A 24,341-nucleotide genomic window follows, 5' to 3' on the forward strand; every position below is an offset into this window, starting at 1 on the left:
GCAGGCAATACCATGGGTCGATGCCTGCCAACCGGGAACCGGACCGGCGGCAGTCGCGGCTGCGGCGCTTCTGGGACCGGCACGCGCCCGACTACGACCGGCGGATGGGCATCGCCGAACGGCGGTACTTCCGCGACACCCGCCCGTGGCTCGCCGGCCAGGCCACCGGCGACACCCTCGAGGTGGCCGTCGGCACCGGCCTCAACCTGCCGTACTACCCGCCCGGCGTGCGCCTCACGGGCGTCGAGTGGAGCCCCGCGATGCTGGAGCACGCCCGGCGCCGCGCCGGGTCGCTGGGGCTGGCGGCCGACCTGCGCGTGGGCGACGCGCAGGCCCTGGACCTGCCGGACGCGTCGTTCGACACGGTGCTGTGCACGTTCGCCCTGTGCGCGATCCCCGACGCGCGGGCGGCCTTCGGCGAGATGGCCCGGGTCCTGCGCCCCGGCGGCCTGCTGCTGCTCGCCGATCATGTTCGCTCGACGGTACCCCCGGTGCTCGCCCTGCAGGTCCTGGCCGACGCGGTGACGGTGCCGCTGCAGGGCGAGCACTTCAGCCGCCGCCCCTACACGTGGGCGGTGCGGCGCGGCTTCGTCATGCTGCGCCACGAGCGCTTCAACCTCGGCATCATCGAGCGGTTCGCGGCTCAGGGACCGCCCAGGGCTGATCCCTGATGCCGCTCGGGTCTCTCGCGACCGATGCTTGGCGTATCAGGTTCTGATACGAAGGAGATCGTCATGGATTCCGTGTACGGCACGATGCGCCGGCAGGGTCTGGTCCGTCCGCTGCACGGCCGGGTGCTGGGCGGCGTGTGCGCGGGCCTCGGCCGGCGCTTCGGCCTCGACCCCTGGCTCGCCCGGGTGCTGTTCGTGCTCGCGCTGCTCGTCATCCCCGGCAGCCAGATCCTGGTGTACCCGATCCTGTGGGTCCTGATGCCGTCCGAGGTGTGACCCGCCGCTACCCTGGCCCGGGTGGAAGATCAACCGGCGGGCCCGTACGAGATCGGCTCCGACGTCTGGCCGGGCCTGGCGAAGCTGGCCGAGGAGGCCGGCGAGCTGGTCCAGATCCTGGCCAAGCTCATCGGCACCTCGGGCCGGGAACGGTACTACGACGGCACCGACCTGCGCGCCCGCCTCATCGAGGAGTGCGGCGACCTGACGGCCGCGATCGCGTTCTTCACCGAGACCAACGGCCTCGGCCCGGAGGTCGACGCCCGCGCCCGCCGCAAGCTCGCCCTGTTCCGGCACTGGCACCACGAGGGTTGACCCCCTGACCTGCGCGCCCGCCTCATCGAGAAGCGCGTCTTCACCGAGACCAACGGCGGCCTCGGCCCGGAGGTCGACCCCGCGCCCGCCGCAGGCTCGCCCTGCTGGCCTGACCTGCGGTGATCCATTTTTGTCGTACCCCTGCGGCATGATGCGCCCCATGTTGCGCATGCTGCTGCCCGTCCTGTTGCGCTGCTGGGGCCCCGACACCTGCGACCCGTCCGACCTGGCCGACTGGCACCCGGGCAACCCCGCCCGCGGCCAGTGCGGCCCGACCGCCCTGGTCGTGCGCGAAATCCTCGGCGGCGACCTCATCAGAGCCCGCGTCACCGCCGGCGGCGAGCCGGCCGGCCACCATTACTGGAACCGCTTACCCGACGGCTCGGAGCTCGACCTGACCCGCGAGCAGTTCCGCCCCGGCGAGCTCATCGTCGGCGGCGGCGAGCCCGTCCACGTCCCGGAGGGCCCCCCGACCCGCCTGCGCGGCCAGCACGCCCTGCTGCGCCACCGCGTCCTGTCGGCCCTGGGCCGCGCCGCGCCCCCTTCCGGCCCGCCCCTGCGCCTGGCCCTGGCCCTGCTGGTCGACCCCGGCGGCGCCGTGCTGCTGCGCCGCCGCTCCCCCGTCGCGTGGTTCGAGCCCTCACAGTGGGCCCTGCCGGCGGCCAAGATCAGCGCGGACGCCTCGCCGGAGCAGGCCGCCCGCCGCGCCCTGGCGGAGGAGGCCGCGGTGGAGTACACGGACCGTTTGCACCCGCACTGGCACGGCACCCTGCCCGACGTGACCGGCCGGACCTCGGCCGTCGAGGTGACCATCCTGGCGGGCCGCGCCGCCCTGGACGACGCCGGCATCCTGGCCGACGACCTGTCCGCGACCGACCTGTCCCCGACGTCGGCGGTGGCGTTGCAGGCGCTGATCCGCAGCAGCCGCGCAAGCCCGGTCCGCGCCGAGGCAGCGTCGCGCCGCGCCACGTCGGCATGACACCACCTCCACCGCCGCGGCCACCCCCACCGCCGCCGCGTCCACTCGTCACGCGCGCGTCCACCATCGCCTGCGCGGCCGCCCCCGGCCGCCTCCATCGCGTCCACCTTTCACACGCGCGGCCGCCCTCGTGGGCGCGCATCTGCCATCGGACGCGCGGCCGCCGCCGGGCGCATAGCCGCATCGCGTGCCGATCTGGCGTCGCTCGCGTGTCCGCCCCCGTATGCGCGGCCGCCCCCGGCCGTCGCCATCGCGTCGACTTTGCGCGCGTGGCCGTCATCGCTCGCCGGCCGCCATCGTGGGCGCGCATCTGCCATCGGACGCGCGGCCGCCGCCGGGCGCGTAGCAGCATCACGTGGCGATCTGCGGTCGCTTGCGCCACGCCCATCGTTTGCGCGGCGCCCATTGGGCGTGCCGAACACCCCGGCCGCGCAGCCGCCATGAGGCGCGTAACCGCATCGCCGCGCGTCTGCAGCAGCCCGCGCAGCGCCATCGTGTGCGCGGCGCCCGCCGGCTTACCGGGGGCCCGTTATCCGCGCGGCGGTGTCACCTCCTCGGCCGCGATCACGAATGCGGCCGCCGGCTCGCTCGGCCGCCGTCACGTACCTCGCCGTCGGCGCCGCCGCGATCGTCCCCGCAGCCACCACCACGTGCCGGCGCATCCGGCCCACGCCCCGCCGTCAGCGCGCCCTGCCACCGTCGGTGCTTTCGGCCGCCGCAAGGCCGCTCCAGCCTGGGCGTGGCGCAGCTGTCCGCCGATCCGGCGCTGCCGGCTGGCGTCCACCGCTGTCGCGCACCGTGCCGTCGCCGTGCTGCCCTGCGGCGGCGACGAGGGCGGCCCGCCACGGCGATCACTCACCGCCGCGATCGCAGACGCCCGGCACGACCCACGACCGGCCGTCAGCGCGCCGGCGCCGAGTCGCGCCGCGCGGACAGGAGCGCCTCGTCCACGCCGGTCTGCGTCTCCCCGGTCGCCGGCCCGGCGTCGTGCGCCACGCAAGACCCCCGTCGCGGGTAACGTTGCCGCTGGCGGGCAACCACGACGGCGGGGCGCGCCGCCGCAGGTTTTGAGGGGGTGCGGGTGGAGCGAAGCTCCCCCGCCGGGAGCGAAGCGAGCAGACGGTACAGGGCGGGTGGAGCGAAGCTCCCCCGCCGCGAGCGAAGCGAGCAGACGGTACAGGGCGGGTGGAGCGGACCTCCCCCGCCGGGAGCGGAGCGAGCAGACGGTACAGGGCGGGTGGAGCGAAGCTCCCCTGCCGCGAGCGAAGCGAGCCGAAGGCACACCATGCAGGAGCGGCGGTTTGTCGTGCAGCTGCACCGGGCGCGGCGGGTGCACTACGACTTCCGGGTTGAGATCGACGGGGTCCTCGTGAGCTGGGCCGTGCCCAAGGGGCCGTCGCTCGACCCCAAGGTCCGGCGGGGGGCGTTCCACGTCGAGGACCATCCGATGGAGTACGTCGCCTTCGAGGGGGTCATCCCGAGCGGGACGTACGGCGGCGGTGACGTCATCGTCTGGGACACCGGGACCTGGGTGCCCTACAAGGACGACGACCCGCGCGCCGCCGTCACCAAGGGCGAACTGCACATGGAGTTGTACGGCGAGAAGCTGCGCGGCAAGTTCGTCATCGTCCGCACGCGGGGGGACGACTGGCTGCTCATGCACAAGCGCGACGAGTACGCCGTCGACGGGTGGGACGCGGGCGCGCTGCCGCTGTCGGTCCTCAGTGGACGCTCCAGCGACGAGGTCCGCGACGACCCGGACCTCATGTGGCGCTCCGACCGGCCGGCGGCCGTCGCCGCGGTGCCGCTGAAGGCGAAGGTCGAGGCGGATGCCGGAGCGCAGCTGGAGGCGTTCAAGGAGTCGGGCACGTGGCACGTGTTCGGGCGGGACGTGCGCGTCACCAACCTGAACAAGCCGCTGTTCGCCGGACGGGACGGGGAACCGGCGATCACGAAGCGGGAGATCCTGCGGTACGCCATGGACATCGCCCCGACCGTGCTGCCCTATCTGGCCGGGCGGGCCCTCAACCTGCACCGTTACCCGAACGGGGCCGGCACGAAGGGGTTCTGGCAGAAGGCGCTGCCGTCGCACGCGCCGGAGTGGCTCGAGCGGTGGCGGGAGCCGGAGTCGGGCACCGAGTACCTCGTGGCGTCGGAGGCGGCGGCGCTGGTCTGGGCGGTGAACTTCGGCGGCCTGGAGTGGCACCCGTGGACGTCGCGGACCGAGCGGCCGGACCACCCCACGTACGCGCTCGTCGACCTCGACCCGGGCGCCGACACCGGCTGGGAGGACCTGCTCGTGCTGGCCCGGCTGCACCGCACCGCGTTCGAGCACCTCGGGGTCGCCGCGCGGGCCAAGGTGAGCGGGCAGCGGGGCATCCAGATCTGGGTGCCGATCGCGACCGGGCCGACGTTCGCGCAGACGCGGGCGTGGGTGGAGCGGCTGTCGCGCTCGGTCGGCGCCGTCGTGCCCGACCTCGTGAGCTGGGCGTGGGAGAAGGCCGAGCGCGGCGGGCGGGCCCGCCTCGACTTCACCCAGAACGCGGTCAACAAGACGCTCGTCGCCCCGTACAGCCCGCGGCCCGCGCCGGGCGCGCCGGTCTCGGCGCCGATCGACTGGGACGAGCTCGACGACCCGTCGCTGCGCCCGGACGGGTTCACGATCCGCACGATCGGGGCGCGGCTGGCCGAGCGCGGCGACCTGTTCGCCGGCGTGCTGGACGCGCCGCAGCGGCTGCCGCCACTGCAGTAGGCCGCTTAGGCCCTGTCCTGCCGATCATGCCGGCCTGCGCCGGGCCCAGATTCCTCGCCAAGGCCGGCCCGGCGCGCTGCGCCGGGCCGGGCCAGCCAAGGCGCTGCGCTCACCCCGCGAAAGCCGGGTTACAACACCGGTAGCCAGGCTTCCGCGGGGCACACGCAGGCGAAATCTGGACCTCGTCTCGGCACGACATGATCGGCAGGCCAGGGCCTAGTCGGGGTCGGTGCGCAGCTTGGCGTGCAGGTGCTCGTCCTGGCGGGTGCCGTCGCCGTAGGTGTAGGCCTCCCGCAGTACACCCTCCAGGGCAAATCCCGCCGACTGCGCGACGCGGCAGGACGGCGGGTTGGCGACCGCGTGGGCCAGCTCGATGCGGTGCAGGCCGACCACGTCGAACGCGAAGCGGGCGGCGGCCCGCACGGCCCGGCTCGCGACGCCGCGGCCGCGGGCGGCGGGGACCGTCCAGTAGCCGATGGAGCCGTTGGCCTGGGCGCCGTCGACGCGGACCGACACCGAGCCGATCAGCGGGCCGCCGCCGGCCGCGGCGACCGCCCAGGCGACCCGGATGCCGGTCGACCAGTCGGCCCGGTCGCTGATCCAGGCCAGGACGTTGGCGTCGGGGTCGTCGTCGTACCGCGGAGGCGGGTTCCACAGGCGCAACTGCGGGTCGGCGAACGCGGCGAGGACGGCCGGCGCGTCAGCCTCGGCCGTGGCGCGGAGCACGAGGTCGCCCAGGTCGATCGGGACGGGGTCAGACGGAACAGCCGGCACCCCGGCCACTGTACGTGACCGGGGTGCCGAGGCGTGTGTCGATTTTCTACAGTGCGCGGCGGCTGCGGCCGCTCACGCCGGCGACGATCGCCACGCCGACGGCCGCGAGCACGACCTGGACCAGCAGCTCGCCCCAGTCGACGCCCGGGGTGTCGGTGGAGATGCCGATCGCGTGGGCCACGACGGTGCCCAGCAGTGCGGCGACGACGCCGACGACCATGGTGACCAGGATCGACATGTTCTGTCGGCCGGGAACCACCAGCCGACCCAGCGCACCGACGATCAGACCGACGATGAGCGCCGTGATGATTCCGGTGACAGTCACTTGCTCCTCCTCGAAACGCTCGTTCTCTCGACGAGGTATTGATGCCCCTGCCGGCACGCGGCCAAACGCCGCATCGATCGGGTGGCTTCGCCGCGATTTCGCGGCGCGCCGGGTCCGGGCTGCCGAGACTGGTGGTACCGGAAGCGAAGCACGCGATCGCACAAGCTCACCGGCAGCCCAGGTGACCTCCCCCACTGGCCGCGGGGGACGCCACGACACGGCGGTATGGCGCCGGCCGCACCCACGGCCCGCGGCCGGCGCCATACCCGGCCGCTCAGCGCCGCGCGCGCAGCAGGTAGCCGAAGCCGGCGCGCTCCAGGCGGCCGATCAGGTCCGCCCGCGAGGTGCCGAGCGCCGCCGCCGTCTCGTCGAGGTTCCAGTCGTGGGCGGCCAGGCGCGACAGCAGGAAGCCGCGGCGGGCCTGCGCCGCCGAGAGCCGGAACGTCTTGAGGTAGGCGACCGTGCCCGCCTCGTCCGTGATGGACTCGCCGATGTGGTTGTCGACCGCGGGGTCGAACGGCGGCAGGAAGCGCGACAGCGTGAAGCGGCCCATGCGGTACACCGGCCGGGCCGGCAGCGCCCGCACGCTCAGCATCACGTCCTCGTGGAAGCGGGCCCACTCGGAGCGGACGCGGGAGACCTCGGCGCGCAGGTCGGCGAAGGTGTGCACGCGCGTGGCGTCCAGCGGCTGGGCGAAGCCGGGGACCTCCGGGTACAGCTGGGCGTAGAGGTAGAGCAGCTCGCCGTAGAAGTCGCGCAGCAGCGTCGGGTGCAGGGCGCGGTAGTCCTCCGGGTGCGGCACGACGAAGACGCCGGCGAGGGCGTCGGCCAGGTACAGCGCGACGCCGCACTGGCCCGGGCGGATCTCGAAGACGCGCAGCGCGTCCTCGAGGCCGGCCACCTCGGCGCCGCGGTAGGCCTCCTCGACCCGCGGGGAGAGACCGCGGGTCACCGCGGCGCGGGTCCACTCCTGCCACGCGATCGGCGGCCCGTCGAACTGCAGGTCGAGGAAGCCCTCCATGGCCAGGTGCAGCGGCAGGAAGCGCAGGCGGTGGCGGTCCTCGCGGCGGGCCATGCGGCGGCGGAACCGCAGGCCGGCGACCCTCGGCAGGCCGGGCTCGCGCGGGTCGAGCAGCTGCGTGCCGTAGGCGGCGGCGGGGGTGCCGTCGGCGCTCCACGTGGCCACGAACGCGTGCGGGACGAACGCGATGTAGGCCTCGCGGGACGTGAGCTCCACGACGGACAGCTCGTCGCCGCTCAGCCGGGCGTGCAGGCGCAGGTCGGTGATCGGCTCGTCGCGCAGCAGCGGCACCAGGCGGGCCGCACCCCACGTCTGGGCGGGGCCGGTGCGCAGGCCCGGGATCATCGCAGGAACCCTTCCACTCGCTCCATGAGGCTCAGGCGCAGCTCGGCGAACGGGGCGGCGCCGGTGGCGAACCGGGCCAGCTCGACGAGCGCGGGGGCGTCCTCGGCGTCGCGGACGCCGACGCTCGGCACCAGCGGCGAGAGCCGGCGCACGTCGAAGGCGCCGTCGTCGTACACCGGGTTGAGGTGCACCACCGACGTGCGCCCGTCGGGGTCGAGGCGCTGGCGCCACACCCGCAGCACCTCGGCGGCCTGGCCGGGCGGGGCGTTGTCCCAGCCGTCGGAGACCACGACGACCCGCTCGGGGCGCCGCTCGAGCGCGTCGAGCAGCCGCTCCCCCAGCGGCGTGGCCCCGGCCGGGTGGACCAGCAGCGGGTCGCCCGGGTGGTTGAGCCACAGTGGACGGTACCGCTGCGCCAGCTCGGCCAGCAGGTAGTGCGTGGCGAGCGCGACCGCCAGGGGCCGGCGGCGCTTCACCGCCGAGCCCGACGACGAGTAGCTGTCGTCGAGCACGGCGGCGACGTCGCCCCACGTGCCGGCCCGGCGCCCGGCCGCGCGGCGGGCGGCGGCGCGCAGCGCGGCGGTGAGCTCCTCGCGGCGGCGGGCCCGCTCCGGGCGGGGCAGGGACAGCGCGTAGAGGGCGAGCCGGGTCAGCGGCTGGCGCTCCAGCGCCACGTCGACGGCGGCGCCGCCGGAGCGCTGCAGCCGCAGCCGCTCGAGCTCGGTCAGGCGGGGCGCGATGCCGCGCAGGAACTCCTCGCGGCCCAGGCTCGCCCGGCGGGTCGAGGCGAGGCCCTCGGCGACGGTGTACGGCAGGTCGAACAGCGCGTCCTTCTCGTAGTGGGCGCGCCGCCACGACTCCAGGATCGGGGTGTCGTAGCGCTTCGGCCGCCGCCAGTCGAACAGCACCGTGCCGACCTCGCCGGGCAGCCGCAGGTGGGCGTGGGCGGCCGCGGAGGCGAGGCCGCGGCGGTACTTGACGGCGTCGAAGGCGACGTCGGGCCGGGCCGCGACCCAGTCCCGCACGATGGCGCGGGTCCGCCGGTTGTTGATGCCCTCGGCGCGCAGGGTGCGCAGGATGCGGTACACCCGCTGCGGCGCCATCGCCGCCAGCCGCGCCGCGATGAGGCGCCCCTCGAGCCGGCGCTGCGGCGGCGGTACCTCACCCGCGGTGCGCAGCAGCCCCAGCACGATCGCGGCGGCGTTGTGGTCGTTGATGTCCAGGGCGAGCGCGGCCGCGTAGAGCTCGCGGTAGTTGGTCCGCACGTAATCGTGCAGGAACGCCAGCGACAGCGCCTGCCCGGCCGCGCCGGCGTGGAACTCGCGCTGCCCGGTGGCGGTGACGGCGGCGTTGACGAACATGACGACGTCCTCGCACGCCACCAGCTCCGACAGGTCCGCCACCGCCGCACCCTTCCCCAGAAAAGACAGAGGCCGGTCGGGGAGTTCGGCGTGCGAGCTGCGAAGCATCGCTTCAGAGGCGGGTTCCGGAAGTCGCGCGCGCAGTCCCGCGACCGGCCCGGTCAGGCTACCGCCGGGATACCGGCGCCCGTCACTGGTTTTCGGTACAGGGCGGTCCAGAGGAACTCCTCGCCGAAGTACGCGGGGTCGGCCCGCACCCGGCGCAGCTGCACGAGGGAGTACGACGAGAAGATGTGCCGCAGCTGCTCGGCGCTGTAGGCCAGGCCGCCCTCGAGGCGCCCGCGGCGGTACAGCTCGGCGTCGGGCGTCTCGCTGCCCATCGCCCCGGCCGCGAAGCACGTGAGCCCGAACCACCCGCCGGGCGCGAGCACCCGCTCGAGCAGCGCGAGGTAGCTGATGCGCCGGTGCGGCGGCAGGTGATGGAAGCAGCCGGAGTCGTAGACGAGGTCGTACGGCCCGCTGATCCCGCCGCCGAACGCGTCGGCGCACCGGAAGTCCACGTCGACCCCGGCCGCGCGGGCCCGGTCGCGCCCCCACGCGACGGCGGCCGGCGACAGGTCGACGGCGTCGACGGCGAACCCGAGCCCGGCCAGGTGCACGGCGTTGCGCCCCGGCCCGCACCCGAGGTCGAGGGCCCGCCCGGCCGGGATCGTGCCGTCGGCGACCCACCCGGCGAGGCTCTCGTCGGGCTTGTCGGCGAAGAACGGCACCGGCCGGTCACGGTCGGCGTAGAAGTCGTCCCACCAGCCGGCCGCCGCCTCGCTCCACCGGTCGCCCCCGTCCGCGAACAGCCCGTCGAGCAGCCGCAGCAGGTCCTCGACGGAGCGCACGCCCCGGTCGGCCGTCTCCATCAGCGCGTCCGGGCCGCGCGCCAGCCCCGGATCCCGAGCACGGCGACGGCGGTGCCGATGGCGAGCGAGACGGCGATGAGCACGGCGTGCACCCAGAAGAACGCGGTCGGCCCGCCACCGGGCCCCCAGGCACGGTCGTCGCGCCAGATGGCGAGCAGGAACCGGGGCCAGATGACCCAGCTCCACACCCCGACGACGACCAGGAACACCGACCACTTCCGCGACAGCACCACCAGGGAAGTATGCCCGCTTCGACGATCCGCTGCGTCGTGCTCAACGCGTGCTACTCCGAGCGCCTCGCGCGGGCCACGGCGGCGCGGATCGGGCACGTCATCGGGATGCGGTACCCGATCGGCGACGAGGCGGCGATCCAGTTCAGCGTCGGCTTCTACACGGGCCTGTTCGCCGGCGCCACCGTGCCGGATGCGTTCGCCCGGGGCCGCGCGCACATCCTGGCGCGGCCGGGGCTCGGCGGCGAGCACGGCACGCCCGCGATCTTCCCGCCCGGGGATCACTGACCGCACGCAGGACCCATCGAGGGCCCGGCCGCGTTCGAGCGGCCGGGCCCTTGCCCGTGGTCGTGGAACGGATGTAACGGCGGCGCTTGTGCGCGGTACCGAATCATCGATCTTGGCCTCTTGACAAGCGGTCCGGACCGATGCTGTGCTGGGCAGCGCTCCGTTACATTTCTGTTTCATCTGTTACATACGCGAACCGCAGGGAGCGATGCGATGCAACGTAGGGTGGTACGGCTGGTTGCGGTCGGCGCAGCGGTCGGGCTCGGGCTCGGCGGGCTGCCGGCACAGGCGCAGGCACAGGGCGGCGCGGCGCCGGCGGCGCGGGTCTGGGTGACGACGATCGACCGGGCCGAGCTGATGCACGAGCGGGCCGCGGTGCCGTTCACGACGAACGCGAGCAGCGGGGTGACGATCACCGTCGATCCCAGCCGGACGTACCAGAGCATGGACGGCTTCGGCGCCTCGATCACCGACTCGTCGGCCAGTGTGCTCTACCGGCTCTCGCCGCAGCAGCGGGCCGACGCGATGCGGGCGCTGTTCGACCCCGAGCGCGGGGCCGGCGTGAGCTTCCTGCGCCAGCCGATCGGGGCGTCGGACTTCACGGCGGCGGCCGAGCACTACACGTACGACGACATGCCGGCCGGGCAGAGCGACTTCACCCTGTCGCACTTCAGCATCGAGCACGACCGGGCGCAGGTGCTGCCGCTGCTGCGCGAGGCCCGGCGGCTCAACCCGCAGCTGAAGATCATGGCGACGCCGTGGAGCCCGCCGGCCTGGATGAAGACCAGCGGCTCCCTGGCCAGCGGGGAGCTCAAGGACGACCCGAAGGTGTACGCCGCGTACGCCGTCTACCTGACCCGGTTCGTGCTGGCGTACACCGCGGCCGGCGTGCCCGTCGACTACCTCACCGTGCAGAACGAGCCGCAGAACCGCGACGCCGGCGGCGGGCCGGTCATGGGGCTCAACACCACCCAGGCGTCGAAGGTCATCGAGATCCTCGGGCCGCTGCTGCGGGTCCTCAGCCCCCGCACGAAGATCCTCGGCTACGACCACAACTGGGCGACGCACCCCAACGACGTGGCGAACACGCCGCCGGGGCAGGACCCGGAGACGGACTACCCGTACCGGCTGCTGTCCGAGCCGGCGTCGCGCTGGGTGGCCGGCACGGCGTACCACTGCTACTACGGCGACCCGAGCGCCATGACCGCGCTGCACAACGCGTACCCGGACAAGGGCATCTGGTTCACCGAGTGCTCCGGCTCGCACGGGCCGAACGACACCCCGGCGCAGTACTTCACCGACACCCTCAAGTGGCACGCCCGCACCCTCACCGTCGGCGTCCCCCGCAACTGGGCCAAGTCGGTGGTGACGTGGAACCTCGCGCTGGACTCGACCGGCGGCCCCCACCTGGGCGGCTGCGGCACGTGCACCGGCCTGGTCACCGTCCAGCCCGACGGCTCCTGGACCACGAACGCCGAGTACTACACGATCGGGCACCTGGCCAGGTTCGTGAAGCCCGGCGCCGTGCGCATCGCCAGCTCCAGCTTCGGCAACCCCGCCTGGAACGGCGAGGTCACCGACGTCGCCTTCCGCAACCCGGACGGCTCGACGGTCCTGGTGGCCCACAACGAGAACGACGCGCCGCGGACCTTCACCGTCGCGGTCGGCGGCCACTCGTTCGACTACACCCTGCCCGGCGGTTCGCTCGCCACGTTCACCTGGCCCGCCGGCCGGGTGCTCGACGACGGCCTGCACCTGCTGTCGACGGCCGGCGCGACCGCCACGTCGTCGGTCGGCACCGGCGCCGGCCTCGCCGTCGACGAGGACGCCTCGACCCGCTGGTCGAGCGGCGCGGGGCAGGAGCCCGGGCAGTACCTGCAGGTCGACCTCGGCACGGCGAAGCAGTTCCGCCGGGTCGCGATCGACAGCGGCGCCAGCGTCGGCGACTACGCCCGCGGCTGGCAGCTGTCCACCAGCGCCGACGGCACGCACTGGAGCAACGTGGCCCAGGGCACCGGGGCCGGTCAACTGTCCAACGTGGACATCCGGCCGACCCGGGCGCGCTATCTGCGCATCACGTCGACGGCCTCCGCCGGCAACTGGTGGAGCATCGCCGACATCCGCCTGTACTCGTAGTCTCGACGCTCGTTCCGCCCGGTCGCTCAGCCCTGACCGAACCCCGGTGCGGCCGCCGTCGTCGCGGCGGCCGCACCACCCGGGCCCCGGCCGCCGCCCGATGGTGGGCATGGCAGGGCCAGGACAGCGGCGGGCCGGGCGCGCAGACTGGAATGCGTGGAGTCGTGGGAGTTCGGGCGGACCGTCCGGCGCTGGCGTGACCGGGTCGCGCCCGACGCCGTCGGGCTGCCGGCCGGGCGGCGCCGGCGGGCCAGCGGGCTGCGCCGGGAGGAGCTGGCCGGGCTCGCCGGCATCTCGGCCGACTACCTGACCCGGCTCGAGCAGGGTCGGGCCACCGCGCCGTCCGCGCAGGTCGTCGAGGCCCTGGCCCGGGCCCTGCGGCTGTCCGGCGCCGAGCGCGACCTGCTCTACCGGCTCGCCGGGCACGCCGCGCCCGGGCTCGACGTGGTGCCGTCGCGGGTCACGGCGAGCGTGCAGCGGCTGCTGGACCGGCTGGCGTACACCCCGGTCGTCGTCTACGACGCCACCTGGACCCTGGTGCTGGCGAACGCGCCCTACGACGCGCTCATGGGCGAGACGACCGCGTGGCGCGGGCTCGAGCGCAACGCCGTGTGGCGCAACCTCGTCGGGTCCGGCAACCGGACCGTGCACACCCCGCAGGAGCAGGCCGACCACGAGCACCGGCTCGTCGCCGACCTGCGCCTGACCGCGTCGCGGTACCCGGCCGACCACGCGCTGCGCCGGCTCGTCGGCGAGCTCGCGGCGGCCAGCCCGCGGTTCGCGCAGCTGTGGGACTCCGACGACCCGCCACCGCCGCCCGACCCGTCCAAGCGCAAGGTCGTCGACCATCCCGCCGTCGGGCGGATCACGCTGGACTGCGACACGCTCGTCGTGGCCATCGACGACCTGCGGATCACGGTGTACACCGCCGAGCCCGGCACCGAGGACGCCGAACGCCTCGCCCTCGCGATCGTCCTGGGCACCCAGAGCCTCAGCGACTCCCGGTGAACCCGGCGTCCTACCGCGTCTCTGGCACGTCCAGCAGGATGTCGGCCAGCGCCCGGTAGACGCGGGCGACGCGCTGCGGCGGGGCGTCGACGGTCAGGTCGAGCCGCGGACCGATCCCGAGCCGCGCCGCGGGCACCTCGTGCAGGTCGATCTCCAGCCGCCCGCCGGTCATCCGCCACTCGCGCACCGCCGCCTCGACACACTCGCGCCGGCCGTTGCACACCTCGTGGGTCTTGCCGTCGTCGTCCCACGTGGCCCGCATGAAGGTCAGGACGGTGCCGGCCTCGCCGGGCCCCTCCGCGAGCGTCAGGGTCATCACGTCGTCGACGAACGCGTAGTGCGTGTACGACATCAGCACAATGCGTTACTCTATAACCACACGCTCACCTCCAGCCGACCCGTGTTGCCGAGGTCCAGGGGCGCCGGCGGCCGGACCAGCTGCCAGGGCGCGCCCGGCGCCGGGGCCACCTGGAGGTACACCCCGCTCACCGGCGCCACGTCCGAGTCGGTGACGGTGTTGCGCCACGACATGACCGCGGTGGTGCTCTGCCCCGGCGCGAGGCTGACCGGGTGCGCCGGCTCGGTGTGGTGCACGCTCGGCACGACGGCGACGTCGAGGGTCTCGCGGTCCCTGCCCAGCACCGCGATCTCGGGCCGGCCCTGCACCTGGACCGGGCCGGCGCCGCAGTTCGTGATGTGCAGGGACATTTCGCGGTACCCCAGTGCCGCGTCCCCGCGGTCGGCCTCGATCCGCACCCCGGGCGCCGGGCAGGCCGGCTCCTGCGGCGACGCGGACGCCGCCGCGGTCGGCCGCACCCCTTCGGGCACCTGCGCGGGCCGGGCACATGCGGCAAGCCCGGCAACGGCCGCCAATACGAGCAAGTTGCGCATCCTCACGGCTCGATCTTGCCCGAGGTACCGATGCCGGATAAATGCGGCCCGAAGCTGTCCGCATCTGCCGTTAGCGTCACCGGCATGATCCTCGTTGTTGGCGCCACCGCCTTCTTCGGCCGGCAGACCGTCGAGACCCTCGCCGCGCGGGGCGTGCCCGTGCGCGCGCTGACCCGCAACCCGTCCACCGCCGGGCTGCCCGCCGGCGTCGAGGTCGTGCGGGCCGACCTGACCGACCCGTCGTCGCTGGACCCGGCCCTGGAGGGCGTGGAGGCGCTGCTGCTGGTGCTCCCGTACGGCCTGGACCCCGCCCCGCTGCTGCAGCGCGCCGCCGGCCGCCGCATCGTGGTGCTGTCCTCGGGCGCGATCCCCGGCTCGGACGTCATCGCGTCCTACCATGCCGGCCTGGAGCGCGCCGTCGCCGCGGCCACCGACCGCTGGACGGCGCTGCGCATCCTCTTCCCCGCCATCAATTCCCTGTCGTACGCCCACCAGCTCGCCGACGGCCCCGTCGTCCGCGTCCCGTACCCGGCCGCGAGCAGCACGGCGGTGCACGAGCTCGACGTCGCCGAGGCCGCGGCCGCGATCCTGACCCCGGACGCGGGCCACGACGGCCGCGTGTACACCCTGACCGGCCCCGCCGCCCTGACCCAGGCGGACCAGGTCGCGGCCATCGGCGCCGCCCTGGGCCACCCGGTGTCGACGGAGGCGGCGGACCCGGCCGCGGTCCTCGCCCAGCTGTCGGCGTTCATGGACGCCGGCTTCGCCGCGGCGCTGCTGTCGCTGCTGGAGCGGGCCGAGCGGGCGCCGGCGGAGGTGACGCCGGCGGTGGCGGAGCTGACCGGCCACCCCGCCCGCCCGTACGCGGAGTGGGTCCGCGACCATCGCTCCGCCTTCGCCGGCCCGGCCCCCGCCGGCTACACGACCGTCGCGCCGTGGATCGTCACGCCCGACACGGCGGGGCTGCTGGGGTTCGTCACCGCGGTGTTCGACGGGGTGGAGCTCGGCCGGGTACCGCTCGAGGACGGCACCATCGGCCACGCCGAGATCCGGGTGGGCGACACGGTCCTGCTCGCGTTCGACCGCCGCCCGGACTGGCCGGCCACGCCGTCGCTGCTGCGCGTCTTCGTCCCGGACGCCGACGCGGCGATCGCCCGCGCGGTCGCGGCGGGCGCGCGGGTGGTGACGGCTTCGGCGACCCATGCCTTCGGGCAGCGGGGCGGCCGGGTGCGGGATCCGTGGGGGAACATCTGGTGGGTCAGCACGGTGGTCGAGGACGTCGCGCCCGAGGTGGGGATGCGGCGGCTGAGCGAGCCGGTCTACGCGCAGGCGATGCACGATGCCCAGCAGACTCTCGATCGCGAGCTCTCCGGCCGCACCGACGTCGTCGTCAGCCGTCCTGTGACCGGCTGACGCGGCCTTGCCTCCGGGCGGCCGGCCACGGGCCGGCCGCCCCGGCCGATCGCCTGGCCCACCGCCCCGGCAGGCTCGTCGCCTCGAGCGCAGCTGCGGCCCCTGGGTCCAAGCCCAACCGGGCCGGCGATGGTCGTGTCCGCGCGCCCCCGCCCGCCACGTCGCGCCCGTCACGCCCCGCCCGCCACGCCGGCACGCCACCCCCGTGGACGCGCCCGGCAGGCGCCGCGGCCGCCGCGCATCCCCGCTCCGTGCGCCGGCCCGGCTGCTACGCCGCACCGCGCCGAGTCAGGCTCGCACCCGTGCCACGCGGCAAATGCGCTCGCACGGGCCCCTGTCCGCGCCGCGGCGCGCCCGGGAACACGACACGCCGCACTCGGAGGCCGGATAGGCATATCCGTTTCGCCGATTTCTGCAGCGATTTATCGCCCGCCGCCGTATAAATCCGACAAGTCGTGGCGCGGAGCGCCCGACTTGTCGGGAAAGCCCCCGGTCAGCGGGCCAGCACCGTCGAGTCCAGGGCGGCCACCGAAGCCGAACCGGTCAGGGCCATCGTCAGGTCCAGCTCCGCCACCACGTTCTCCACCACCTGCCGCACCCCGTCGGCGCCGGCCAGCGCCAGGCCGTAGATGTGCGGGCGGCCCAGCAGGCAGGCATCCGCGCCCAGGGCCAGGGCCACGAACACGTCCGCGCCGGTGCGGATGCCGCTGTCCAGCAGCAGCGTCGGGGACGGGCCGAGCGCGGCCCGGATCGACACCAGGGCGTCGAGCGAGGCGACGGACCGGTCCACCTGGCGGCCGCCGTGGTTCGACACGATGATGCCGTCCACGCCGGACTCGAGGGCGCGCCGGGCGTCGTCCGGGTGCAGGATGCCCTTGACCAGGATCGGCAGCGACGTCCGGGCGCGCAGGGTCGCCAGGCGATGCCAGTCCAGGCCCGGGTTGGAGTAGATGTCGAGGAACGTCTCGACGGCCGCGCGCGGCTCGCGGGAGCGCAGGTTCGCCAGCAGGCCGCCGGGGTGCTCGCGGGCGATCGACAGCAGCGAGCGCACCGCGCCGAGGGTCACCCGCGGCGCCGGGCCCGTGGGCGGAGCCGCCGCGCGCGCACGGACGAGCTCCATGAACCGGGGATCCGAGGTGTACTGCGCGATCCCCTGGCCCCGCGCGAACGGCAGCGAGCCGAGGTTGAGGTCCCGGGGGCGCCAGCCGAGCAGCGTCGTGTCGACGGTGACGACGATGGCGCGGGCGCCGCACGCCTCGGCCCGGCCGACCAGGGAGTCGACCAGGGGCTCGTCGGTCGACCAGTAGAGCTGGAACCAGAACGGCGTGTCGCCCATCGCGGCGGCCGTGCGCTCCATCGGGCTGCAGCCCTGGTTCGAGAAGATGTACGGCACCCCGGCCGCGGCGGCGCCCTGCGCGATGAGCACGTCGCTGTCGCGGCGCACCAGGACGCCGGCGCCGACCGGGGCCAGCAGCAGCGGCGCGCGCAGCGCGGTGCCGAGGACCTCGGCCGACAGGTCGCGCTCGACGACGCCGTGCAGCATGCGGGGCACGATCGCGTGGCGGTCGAACGCCTCCCGGTTGCGGCGCATCGTCGCGCCCTCGCCGGCGCCGCCGGCCACGTACGCCCACGCCCGCGCGCTCATCCGCCGGCGGGCCCGCCGCTCGAGCTCGGCGGCGTCCGTGGGCACGGCCGGGCGGCGGCCGAGGGTGCCCTCGCGGTACACGATGCCCTGGCGGACGCGGCCGGGGCCGATGCGGGCGGTCATGGCCGCACACCGTACCCCGGTCGCGGTACCGTCGAGCCGTGGGCCTGCCGGACGCCGAGCAGATCCGGGACGCGACCTGTGTCGCCTGCCCGGCGCAGGCGCTCGCGCTCGGGGCGTTCGACGTCGCCGAGCGGCCCGGCCGGGAGCACCCCTACGACTCGGCCCGCGGCTACCGCGTGCACGCGGCGACCGGCACCCCGACGTGCGTGCACCCGTACCGCGTCGGCGTGCCCCCGGCGGCGTACCGCTCGGGCGGCGTGCCCCTGCCGACCGGCGAGCAGCCGGCTCCCCCGCCGCCGGCCGACCCGCCGCTGCCGGACGACCCGACGCTGCTCGAGGCGTGGCTCATCGCCCTGGTGCGCACCGCGCCGCCGGCGACCCTGGGGGCGACGCTGCGCCGGGCCGAGGCCGCCGCCCTCGAGCGCTTCGCGCCGGACGAGATCCTCAAGGCCCTGCGCCGCGCCTTCATGGCGTGAAGCCGAACCGTTCCAGCAGGTCCGGGGCGCGGAACACGGTGATGCGGGCGATCCCGGTGCGGGTCACGGTCAGCGTGTGCACGCCGTGCGGGCGCAGCACCCCGTCCTCATCCGCCATCCACGCGGCGGCCGCCGGGTGGCCGTTGGCCTCAGTGCGCTCGAGGCGCCAGCCCATCGGCCGGCAGATGCGGCCCTCCAGGAACGCGACCACCTTGTCGCGGCCCGAGAACCACGTCGGCACCGGCGGCATCTCCAGGACCACGTCGTCGCGCAGCAGGCCGACGAGGCCGTCGAGGTCCGCGGTGCGCAACGCGGTCATGTAGCGGTCCAGCGCCGCGCCGGCGGCCGGGTCGTCGGGCTCGACGACCTCGTCTTCCGACGGGCCGGCGGCCAGCCGCGCCCGGGCCCGCTGCAGGGCGCTGTTGACCGCCGCGACGCTCGTCGACAGGGCCTCGGCGACCTCGGCCGCGCTCCAGCCGAGCGCGTCGCGCAGGATCACCGCGGCGCGCTCCCGGGCCGACAGCGTGTGCAGCGCGGTGATGAGCGCCAGCCGGGTCCGGGCCCGCAGCAGCGCGACCGCGGCCGGGTCGCCGAGCTCGCCGCCGGTCGGCACCGGCTGCAGCCACACCGGCTCCCCGAGCGGCGTCCCGAGCCCGTCGAGGCCGTCGGCGTCGCTGGGCCCGCCGAGGCCGGACGGCAGGGCCCGCCGGCCGCGGCCGTCGAGCGCGTCGAGGCAGGCGCGGGTGGCGATGCGGTACAGCCACGTGCGCACCGACGAGCGCCCCTCGAACGCCGCGTAGGCCCGCCACGCCCGCAGGTAGGTCTCCTGCACCAGGTCCTCGGCCTCGGCCGCCGATCCGAGCATGCGGTAGCAGTGGTGGTACAGCTCCCGCCGGTGCGGCTCGGTGAGCTCCACGAAGTCAGACATGCTCCGGCACCGCCACGTCCTCCACGGTAGCGGTGGCCGGCCGCGGCGCGGGGCGCCGATAGGCGAACAGCCCGCACGCGGCGCCGACCGCGCTCAGCGCCGCCGCGAGCGCGAGCGCGGCGGGCAGCCCCGCCCGGAACGCGGGCTCCCCCGCGGCGGAGCCGGCCGCGGACGAGAACGCCGCCGCCATGAGCGCGACGCCGAGGACGCCGCCGAGCTGGCGTACCGTGCCGAAGGTGCCCGAGGCCCGGCCCACCTCGGCCGGCCCGGCGGCGCTGAACACCGCGTGCTGCGCGGCCGGCATCGCCGCGGTCACGCCGATCCCGGCGACGGCGAGCGCGGCCACGAACGTGCCGTACGCGCCGCCGTGCGCCGCCTGCCACGCGATCCACAGCAGCCCGGCGGCCTGCGCGGCGAGCCCGCCGACGAGCGGCAGCCGCCCGCCGCGGCGGTCGACGAGCCGGCCCGACAGGGGCGCGACGACGAGCACGGCCCCGGTCCACGGCAGCATCCGCAGGCCGGCCTGCGACGGGGTGAGCCCGAGGGAGACCTGCAGGAACTGGGAGACGAAGAAGACCGAGCCGACCAGGGTGGCGTACAGCAGCAGCGAGGCCACGTTGCCGAACGCGAACGTCCGCGACCGGAACAGCGTGAGCGCCAGCATCGGCTCGGCGACGCGCAGCTCCCACCACACGAAGACCCCGCCGAGCGCCAGGCCCGCGAGCACGCCGAGCTCCCAGCCGGGCGCCGGGGAGCGCACGATGCCCCACACGAGGGCGAGGATCGCCGCGGCGGCCAGGACGGAGCCGGCCGGGTCGGGGCGCCGTCGCGGTCCGTGCGACTCGGCGATCCGCCACCGCAGCAGTGGTACGGCAACCAGCCCGATCGGCACGTTCAGCCAGAAGATCCACGCCCAGCCGAGGTGGTCGGCGACGACGCCGCCGATGAGCGGCCCGCCGACGGCGGCCAGCCCGGTCAGCGCGGCGAACAGCCCGAGCGCCGCGGCCCGGCGCTCCGGCGGGTACGCCTGCGACAGCAGCGCCATGGCCAGGGGCATGATGAGCGCCGCGCCCGCGCCCTGGACGGCCCGCGCGGCGATGAGCGTCCCGGCGCCGGGCGCGAGCCCGCACGCCGCCGAGGCGAGCGTGAACAGCGCCACGCCCGCGATGAGCACGCGCCGCCGCCCGAAGCGGTCCCCGAGGGCCGCCGCCGGCAGCAGCAGTACCGCGAACACGATCGCGTAGGCGTTGACCGTCCACGTCAGCGTCGCGAGGGACGCGTGCAGCGCCCGCTGCATGTCGGTCAGCGCCGTGGCGACGACCAGCTGGTCCAGCGCCACCATGAATCCCGCCGCGGACGTCAGCCCCAGGGCCCACCCCGCCGAATGCCTTGCCATCGTTCCAGCCCTTCCGTGCCGTTTACCGGGGTAGACGGCGGACGGGCCCGGAACTCATCGTGGCGTGGGCGCCCGTGCGCCGCATCACCGCCCTGACCCGGCGGTGATGCGGCGCCCGTCGAGGGCTACACCCGGCGCGGAGGGCTGGGCGGGCTCTCGTGCCAGCGGCGGTCCAGCGCCGTCACCACGTACGTGTAGTGGCGCGCCGGGTCGGCCGAGGCGTCCGTCCACTCGGTCCCGCGGACCGTCGCCACGAGGTGCGAGGCGTCGGCCAGGCCGCAGGTGCCGGGGGTGGTGGTGCCGTCGAAGCGGTAGACGCCGTACGACGTCGCCGAGGCGAACGGGCCGGCGCCGCTCGCGGTCGGGTGCCAGCGCAGCGCGACGCCGGACGGGGTGCGGCGGGCCGAGGTCACGACCGGGAACAGCAGGGGCTGGGCCGGGCCCCAGGACGGCGGGAACGCCGGGTGGGAGTGGTGCTGCGCGGCCAGGATGGTTTCGGAGCCGAGGCGGTTCGCGCGGACCTGGACCGCGGAGAAGTGGACGTCGCCCTGGACCTGCGGGTACTGCCGGTTGAACGTCAGGTGCGACGACAGCTCGCCGGGGTCGAACCACGCCGCGGGCTGGCCGGCGGTGGCGACCTTGTAGTCGGCCTGGCCGATGTAGAGCTGCACGTCCGTCCCGGCGACGACGGAGGACCACCACGGCACGAGCTTGGCGTAGTCCGCGACGGCGAAACCGATGTTCCAGTACACCTGCGGCACGATGTAGTCGATCCAGCCCTCCTTCACCCACTTCCGGGTGTCGGCGAAGTTGGCGTCGTAGGACTGCGTGCCAAACGTGACCGAACCGAGGGGGTCGGCGGCGGCGTTGCGCCAGATGCCGAAGGGGCTCACGCCGAAGCGGACCCACGGCTTGGCCGCGTGGATGCGGGTGTCCATCTCCCGGATGAGCCGGTCGATGTTGTCGCGGCGCCAGTCGGCCTTGACCGCGAAGGCGCCGCCGTACTGCGCGAACGTGGCCTCGTCGGGGAAGTCCTGGCCGGCCACCGGGTACGGGTAGAAGTAGTCGTCGAAGTGCACGCCGTCGACGTCGTACTTCGTGACCGCGTCCATGATGGCGTTCTCGGCGAAGGCGCGGGCCTCGGGGATGCCGGGGTTGAAGTACAGGCGGCCGCCGTACGGCACCGCCCAGTCCGGGTGGACGCGCAGCGGGCTGTTCTCCGGCAGCTTCGACAGGTCAGTGCCGGCGCCGCCCGGGGCCGGCATGCTCGCGCGGTACGGGTTGAACCACGCGTGGAACTCGAGGTTCTCCTCGTGGGCGCGGCGCACCAGGTACGCGAGCGGATCCCAGCCGGGGTCCTGGCCCGCGACGCCGGTCAGGTACTGCGACCACGGCTCGTACGGCGACGGCCAGAACGCGTCGGCGGCCGGGCGGACCTGCACGATGACGGCGTTGTAGTTGAGCGACCTGGCCAGCTCAAGCCAGCCGTCGTACTCGGACTGCAGCTGCGCCTGGGACTTCCCGGGGGCGCTGGGCCAGTCGATGTTCACGACGCTGGCGATCCACATCGCCCGCATCTGGTGCTTCGGGGTCGCCGGGTCCACGGTGCAGGAGGGCGCCGCCGCCGCGGGCGAGGCGGCGGGCACGGTCAGCAGGGCCAGGGCGGTTGCCGCGGCCGCAAGGCAGGCACGAACGGGCATGGTGAACGCCACCTTCATCGATGACGAAAGATTCCGCCTATTCAATCGCGAAGGTTGGCAACTTTCAACACATGCTCAGCCGATGATGTCACCGAGTTTCGCCGACCAGCCGTCGGTGTGGATCAGCCGGGCCGCGAAGCGCTCGCGCAGCACGCGCAGCGCGGGCAGGCGCTCGGCGGTCTTGCGGTACCGCGAGCCGGCCGAGGATGCGTCGGCGTAGATGCCCTCGACGCGGAACGACAGCAGGTCGAGGGCCCGGTTGAGCTGGGCCGCCTGGTCGGCGTCGCGGCACGTGAAGACGTAGGTGGCGTGGTCGGGCGCGTTGAGCACCTCGTACACCAGGTGCCCCGACGGCGTCAGCACGAGCAGGAACGACAGCACGGCGGGGTCGACCGTCTCGTTCAGGGCGTCGAAGTCGGTGTACGCCGGCGTGACGCGCTCGTGCGGGAACACCTCGCGCGGGCGGTGCGGGCCGCCGGCGCTCGCCCCCTGCAGCCCGCCCATCCCGAGGCCGAGCATGCCGTAGGCGAGGGTCGGGCCGTAGGTTTCGAACGGGCCGTCGAAGCCCGACGCGAAGCCGGACACGAGGCCGGCCGCGAACATCCCGGGCAGGCCGGAGGCGAACGAGCCGGCCCGGCCGTCGTGGTCGAGGACCGGCGGCCGCGCCGAGTCGCGCCACGGGGAGGCGCCGGAGCCCTCCCGCTGTACCGAAACCGTCTGCTTGAAACCGAGCCACGCCGTGCCGGACGTGAGGAGCCGCCGGGCTCCCTCGGCGCGCTCGGGGGCGCACGCGGCGTCGAGCAGCGCCGGGAACACGCTCGGCTCGACCGCCTCCAGGTCCGTGCGGGCCGCCGCCCGGCCGTCGCGCAGCAGCGCCGCGACCGAGCGCAGCGCGACCGGGCCGAGGCCCGGCAGGAGCGCGGCGAGGAAGTGGGCGGTGCGGCCGGCCGCGGCGCCGGTACGGGCCCGCAGCAGTTCCAGGAACTCGCCGGTACGCCGGGCCAGGCGCCCCAGCGTCACCGGGGGCCGCCCGGGGACGTCGAGGAGGATGGTGTACCCGGACTGGTCGGTCGTCACGCCCCGGATGAACGCGTACGGCAGCTTCTCGGCGAGGCCCCCGTCGGGCACGATGACCAGGGCGTCGTCGTAGAGGCGCAGGTCGGCCGGCGCCCCGTCGAAGGCGCCCGGGAACGTCTCGGGCGTGCCGACGCCGTCGAGCAGCAGCACCTTCTCGGTGTCGGCGACCCGCGCGTCGCCGAGCTCGGCGAGCAGCTGGGTGCGCATGCGGCCGAGCCCGCTGAGCTCGAGGCGGGCGCCGTCGGACAGGGCGAGGCGCACCGTGTACGGCTCGGGCTCGCCGATCTCGACCACGTCGGCCGGCGCGACCCGCAGGACCGCGCCGTGCTGCGGCGTCACGACCAGCGCGCCGCCGGCCATCTCGGCGGTGCCGTCGCCCTCGTCGAGCAGGGCACCGCCGGCGGCGATGAGCCGGAACCGCACGTCAGGCCGTCGACTGGCCGCACTCGGCGCAGAACATCGCGCCGGGCTGGGCCGGTGTGCCGCAGTTGCCGCAGAAGCGCCGCTGCTGCGCCGGTGCGGCGGCCAGGGGCGTGCCGCAGTGCTGGCAGAACTTGCCGCCGCCGGTCTCGTTCATGCACGAGGGGCAGCGCCCGACCGCCTGGTCGCGATAGTTGACGTCGCGCGTCCAGTCGACCTGCTGGATCCGGTCGTGCAGCTGGTTGACCTGGGCCGCCGCCTGCATGCCGGCGATCTCCTGGTCGAGGCGGGGCGCGCAGGTGGTGCACAGGCCGCGCTCGTGGTTCCAGCAGACCTGCTGGCAGACCCACTGGCCGCAGCGGTGGCACTGGGTGAAGTGCGACTGCATCTCCTCGGCGGCCTTGGCCAGGGCCTTGTCGCGGGTCGAGCCGCGCACGCCGTCGCGCATCCACTCCGCGTCCCAGCCGATCTGCGAGGCCTTGGAGCCGATCTCGCCGCCGAGCAGGTCGCCGCCCATGCGCAGCAGGCGGCCGCCGAAGCCGGTGACCGAGTGCTGGAACGACGAGGAGTACCCGTTGCCGCAGCGCATGCAGTTGAACTCGAACTGGTACCCCTCGCGCGTGGAGTGGTCCGAGTAGTTGTTGGTGAACGGCACCATGCCAGCCATCGGCGCTTGACCCCAATCGAGAGCGAACCGGCCTTCACCATTTTTGTACCGGTTGCCCGACGCCGGCATGATCGGCAAGTCGGCCATACGACATCGCCTGATCGGCGGCGTGACCAGCCAAAACCATGACGTGGTACTGCACGGTCCGGGCCTTTTCGCAGGTCACTCGCCGGGCATGACGACGTTGGTGATCAGCCGGCGGGTCCGCTCGGG

General features: G+C 74.7%; 24 protein-coding genes. 10 read left to right on the forward strand and 14 right to left on the reverse strand.

The window, feature by feature from the left end:
• The first annotated feature begins 20 nt into the window (after nucleotides 1-20).
• The 5 genes from ACQEVU_RS31815 (at nucleotide 21) to ACQEVU_RS31835 (ending at nucleotide 4,993) form a co-directional block, all read left to right on the forward strand.
• Nucleotides 21-671, forward strand: a complete 651-nt coding sequence (locus tag ACQEVU_RS31815) for a class I SAM-dependent methyltransferase (protein WP_433330031.1) — start codon at nucleotides 21-23, stop codon at nucleotides 669-671.
• A gap of 63 nt (nucleotides 672-734) precedes the next feature.
• Complete coding sequence (locus ACQEVU_RS31820; protein WP_433330033.1) at nucleotides 735-947, forward strand: PspC domain-containing protein; 213 nt, start codon at nucleotides 735-737, stop codon at nucleotides 945-947.
• Between the two features lie 21 nt (nucleotides 948-968).
• Nucleotides 969-1,262 (forward strand): hypothetical protein, encoded by a 294-nt coding sequence (locus ACQEVU_RS31825; RefSeq protein ID WP_433330035.1) that lies wholly within the window; start codon nucleotides 969-971, stop codon nucleotides 1,260-1,262.
• Nucleotides 1,263-1,422: 160 nt separating this feature from the next.
• Nucleotides 1,423-2,241, forward strand: coding sequence for a YunG family protein (locus ACQEVU_RS31830; protein WP_433330037.1), 819 nt, complete (start codon nucleotides 1,423-1,425; stop codon nucleotides 2,239-2,241).
• 1,237 nt (nucleotides 2,242-3,478) lie between these two features.
• A complete protein-coding gene (locus ACQEVU_RS31835; protein ID WP_433330039.1) occupies nucleotides 3,479-4,993 on the forward strand; it encodes a DNA polymerase ligase N-terminal domain-containing protein in 1,515 nt (504 codons plus the stop codon).
• 216 nt (nucleotides 4,994-5,209) lie between these two features.
• Here the strand turns inward: ACQEVU_RS31835 and ACQEVU_RS31840 are convergent, their stop codons facing one another.
• The 6 genes from ACQEVU_RS31840 to ACQEVU_RS31865 form a co-directional block, all read right to left on the reverse strand.
• On the reverse strand, nucleotides 5,210-5,767 hold the full coding sequence (locus ACQEVU_RS31840) for a GNAT family N-acetyltransferase (protein ID WP_433330041.1): 558 nt from the start codon (nucleotides 5,765-5,767) through the stop codon (nucleotides 5,210-5,212).
• Between the two features lie 46 nt (nucleotides 5,768-5,813).
• The gene (locus tag ACQEVU_RS31845; RefSeq protein WP_433330043.1) at nucleotides 5,814-6,092 is read right to left on the reverse strand and encodes a GlsB/YeaQ/YmgE family stress response membrane protein; all 279 of its coding nucleotides are present in this window, start codon (nucleotides 6,090-6,092) and stop codon (nucleotides 5,814-5,816) included.
• Between the two features lie 274 nt (nucleotides 6,093-6,366).
• Nucleotides 6,367-7,458, reverse strand: coding sequence for an ARPP-2 domain-containing protein (locus ACQEVU_RS31850; protein ID WP_433330045.1), 1,092 nt, complete (start codon nucleotides 7,456-7,458; stop codon nucleotides 6,367-6,369).
• Nucleotides 7,455-8,861 carry a hypothetical protein gene (locus ACQEVU_RS31855; protein ID WP_433330050.1) on the reverse strand — a complete coding sequence of 469 codons (1,407 nt, stop codon included), beginning with the start codon at nucleotides 8,859-8,861 and terminating at the stop codon, nucleotides 7,455-7,457. Before ACQEVU_RS31855 ends, ACQEVU_RS31850 begins: the two co-directional genes overlap by 4 nt.
• Before the next feature lie 119 nt (nucleotides 8,862-8,980).
• A complete protein-coding gene (locus tag ACQEVU_RS31860; protein ID WP_433330052.1) occupies nucleotides 8,981-9,730 on the reverse strand; it encodes a class I SAM-dependent methyltransferase in 750 nt (249 codons plus the stop codon).
• A complete protein-coding gene (locus tag ACQEVU_RS31865) occupies nucleotides 9,730-9,963 on the reverse strand; it encodes an SCO4848 family membrane protein (protein ID WP_433330054.1) in 234 nt (77 codons plus the stop codon). Before ACQEVU_RS31865 ends, ACQEVU_RS31860 begins: the two co-directional genes overlap by 1 nt.
• Before the next feature lie 9 nt (nucleotides 9,964-9,972).
• Here ACQEVU_RS31865 and ACQEVU_RS31870 point away from each other — a divergent pair, with 9 nt between their 5' ends.
• The 3 genes from ACQEVU_RS31870 to ACQEVU_RS31880 all read left to right on the forward strand — a co-directional run bounded on the left by ACQEVU_RS31870 (nucleotide 9,973) and on the right by ACQEVU_RS31880 (nucleotide 13,392).
• The gene (locus tag ACQEVU_RS31870) at nucleotides 9,973-10,248 is read left to right on the forward strand and encodes a hypothetical protein (RefSeq protein ID WP_433330056.1); all 276 of its coding nucleotides are present in this window, start codon (nucleotides 9,973-9,975) and stop codon (nucleotides 10,246-10,248) included.
• Between the two features lie 213 nt (nucleotides 10,249-10,461).
• The gene (locus ACQEVU_RS31875) at nucleotides 10,462-12,384 is read left to right on the forward strand and encodes a discoidin domain-containing protein (RefSeq protein WP_433330058.1); all 1,923 of its coding nucleotides are present in this window, start codon (nucleotides 10,462-10,464) and stop codon (nucleotides 12,382-12,384) included.
• Between the two features lie 156 nt (nucleotides 12,385-12,540).
• On the forward strand, nucleotides 12,541-13,392 hold the full coding sequence (locus ACQEVU_RS31880; RefSeq protein ID WP_433330060.1) for a helix-turn-helix transcriptional regulator: 852 nt from the start codon (nucleotides 12,541-12,543) through the stop codon (nucleotides 13,390-13,392).
• Nucleotides 13,393-13,402: 10 nt separating this feature from the next.
• On the opposite strand, the gene ACQEVU_RS31885 is transcribed toward ACQEVU_RS31880, so the two are convergent.
• Nucleotides 13,403-13,744: a hypothetical protein gene (locus ACQEVU_RS31885; protein ID WP_433330062.1), complete on the reverse strand. Its 342-nt coding sequence runs from the start codon at nucleotides 13,742-13,744 to the stop codon at nucleotides 13,403-13,405.
• A 17-nt stretch (nucleotides 13,745-13,761) separates the two neighbouring features.
• Nucleotides 13,762-14,283, reverse strand: coding sequence for a DUF4232 domain-containing protein (locus tag ACQEVU_RS31890; protein ID WP_433335158.1), 522 nt, complete (start codon nucleotides 14,281-14,283; stop codon nucleotides 13,762-13,764).
• Between the two features lie 84 nt (nucleotides 14,284-14,367).
• On the opposite strand from ACQEVU_RS31890, the gene ACQEVU_RS31895 reads away from it, so the two are divergent.
• Nucleotides 14,368-15,696 carry an NAD(P)H-binding protein gene (locus ACQEVU_RS31895; protein WP_433330064.1) on the forward strand — a complete coding sequence of 443 codons (1,329 nt, stop codon included), beginning with the start codon at nucleotides 14,368-14,370 and terminating at the stop codon, nucleotides 15,694-15,696.
• A gap of 493 nt (nucleotides 15,697-16,189) precedes the next feature.
• Here ACQEVU_RS31895 and ACQEVU_RS31900 read toward each other — a convergent pair whose 3' ends face one another.
• Nucleotides 16,190-17,464, reverse strand: coding sequence for an alpha-hydroxy-acid oxidizing protein (locus tag ACQEVU_RS31900; protein WP_433330065.1), 1,275 nt, complete (start codon nucleotides 17,462-17,464; stop codon nucleotides 16,190-16,192).
• A gap of 38 nt (nucleotides 17,465-17,502) precedes the next feature.
• Here ACQEVU_RS31900 and ACQEVU_RS31905 point away from each other — a divergent pair, with 38 nt between their 5' ends.
• A complete protein-coding gene (locus ACQEVU_RS31905) occupies nucleotides 17,503-17,940 on the forward strand; it encodes a hypothetical protein (RefSeq protein WP_433330066.1) in 438 nt (145 codons plus the stop codon).
• On the opposite strand, the gene ACQEVU_RS31910 is transcribed toward ACQEVU_RS31905, so the two are convergent.
• The 5 genes from ACQEVU_RS31910 to ACQEVU_RS31930 all read right to left on the reverse strand — a co-directional run bounded on the left by ACQEVU_RS31910 (nucleotide 17,930) and on the right by ACQEVU_RS31930 (nucleotide 24,128).
• Nucleotides 17,930-18,868 (reverse strand): RNA polymerase subunit sigma-70, encoded by a 939-nt coding sequence (locus ACQEVU_RS31910; RefSeq protein ID WP_433330068.1) that lies wholly within the window; start codon nucleotides 18,866-18,868, stop codon nucleotides 17,930-17,932. The two genes, ACQEVU_RS31905 and ACQEVU_RS31910, sit on opposite strands and share 11 nt — an antisense overlap.
• Nucleotides 18,861-20,264, reverse strand: coding sequence for an MFS transporter (locus ACQEVU_RS31915; protein WP_433330070.1), 1,404 nt, complete (start codon nucleotides 20,262-20,264; stop codon nucleotides 18,861-18,863). Before ACQEVU_RS31915 ends, ACQEVU_RS31910 begins: the two co-directional genes overlap by 8 nt.
• A gap of 125 nt (nucleotides 20,265-20,389) precedes the next feature.
• The gene (locus ACQEVU_RS31920; RefSeq protein ID WP_433330072.1) at nucleotides 20,390-21,964 is read right to left on the reverse strand and encodes a glycoside hydrolase family 10 protein; all 1,575 of its coding nucleotides are present in this window, start codon (nucleotides 21,962-21,964) and stop codon (nucleotides 20,390-20,392) included.
• A 75-nt stretch (nucleotides 21,965-22,039) separates the two neighbouring features.
• Nucleotides 22,040-23,464, reverse strand: a complete 1,425-nt coding sequence (locus ACQEVU_RS31925) for a hypothetical protein (protein ID WP_433330074.1) — start codon at nucleotides 23,462-23,464, stop codon at nucleotides 22,040-22,042.
• Nucleotide 23,465: 1 nt separating this feature from the next.
• Complete coding sequence (locus tag ACQEVU_RS31930; protein WP_433330076.1) at nucleotides 23,466-24,128, reverse strand: zinc ribbon domain-containing protein; 663 nt, start codon at nucleotides 24,126-24,128, stop codon at nucleotides 23,466-23,468.
• Nucleotides 24,129-24,341 lie beyond the last annotated feature (213 nt).

The sequence above is a fragment of the Dactylosporangium sp. CA-139066 genome (genome assembly GCF_050936175.1).
Classification (GTDB): Bacteria; Actinomycetota; Actinomycetes; order Mycobacteriales; family Micromonosporaceae; genus Dactylosporangium.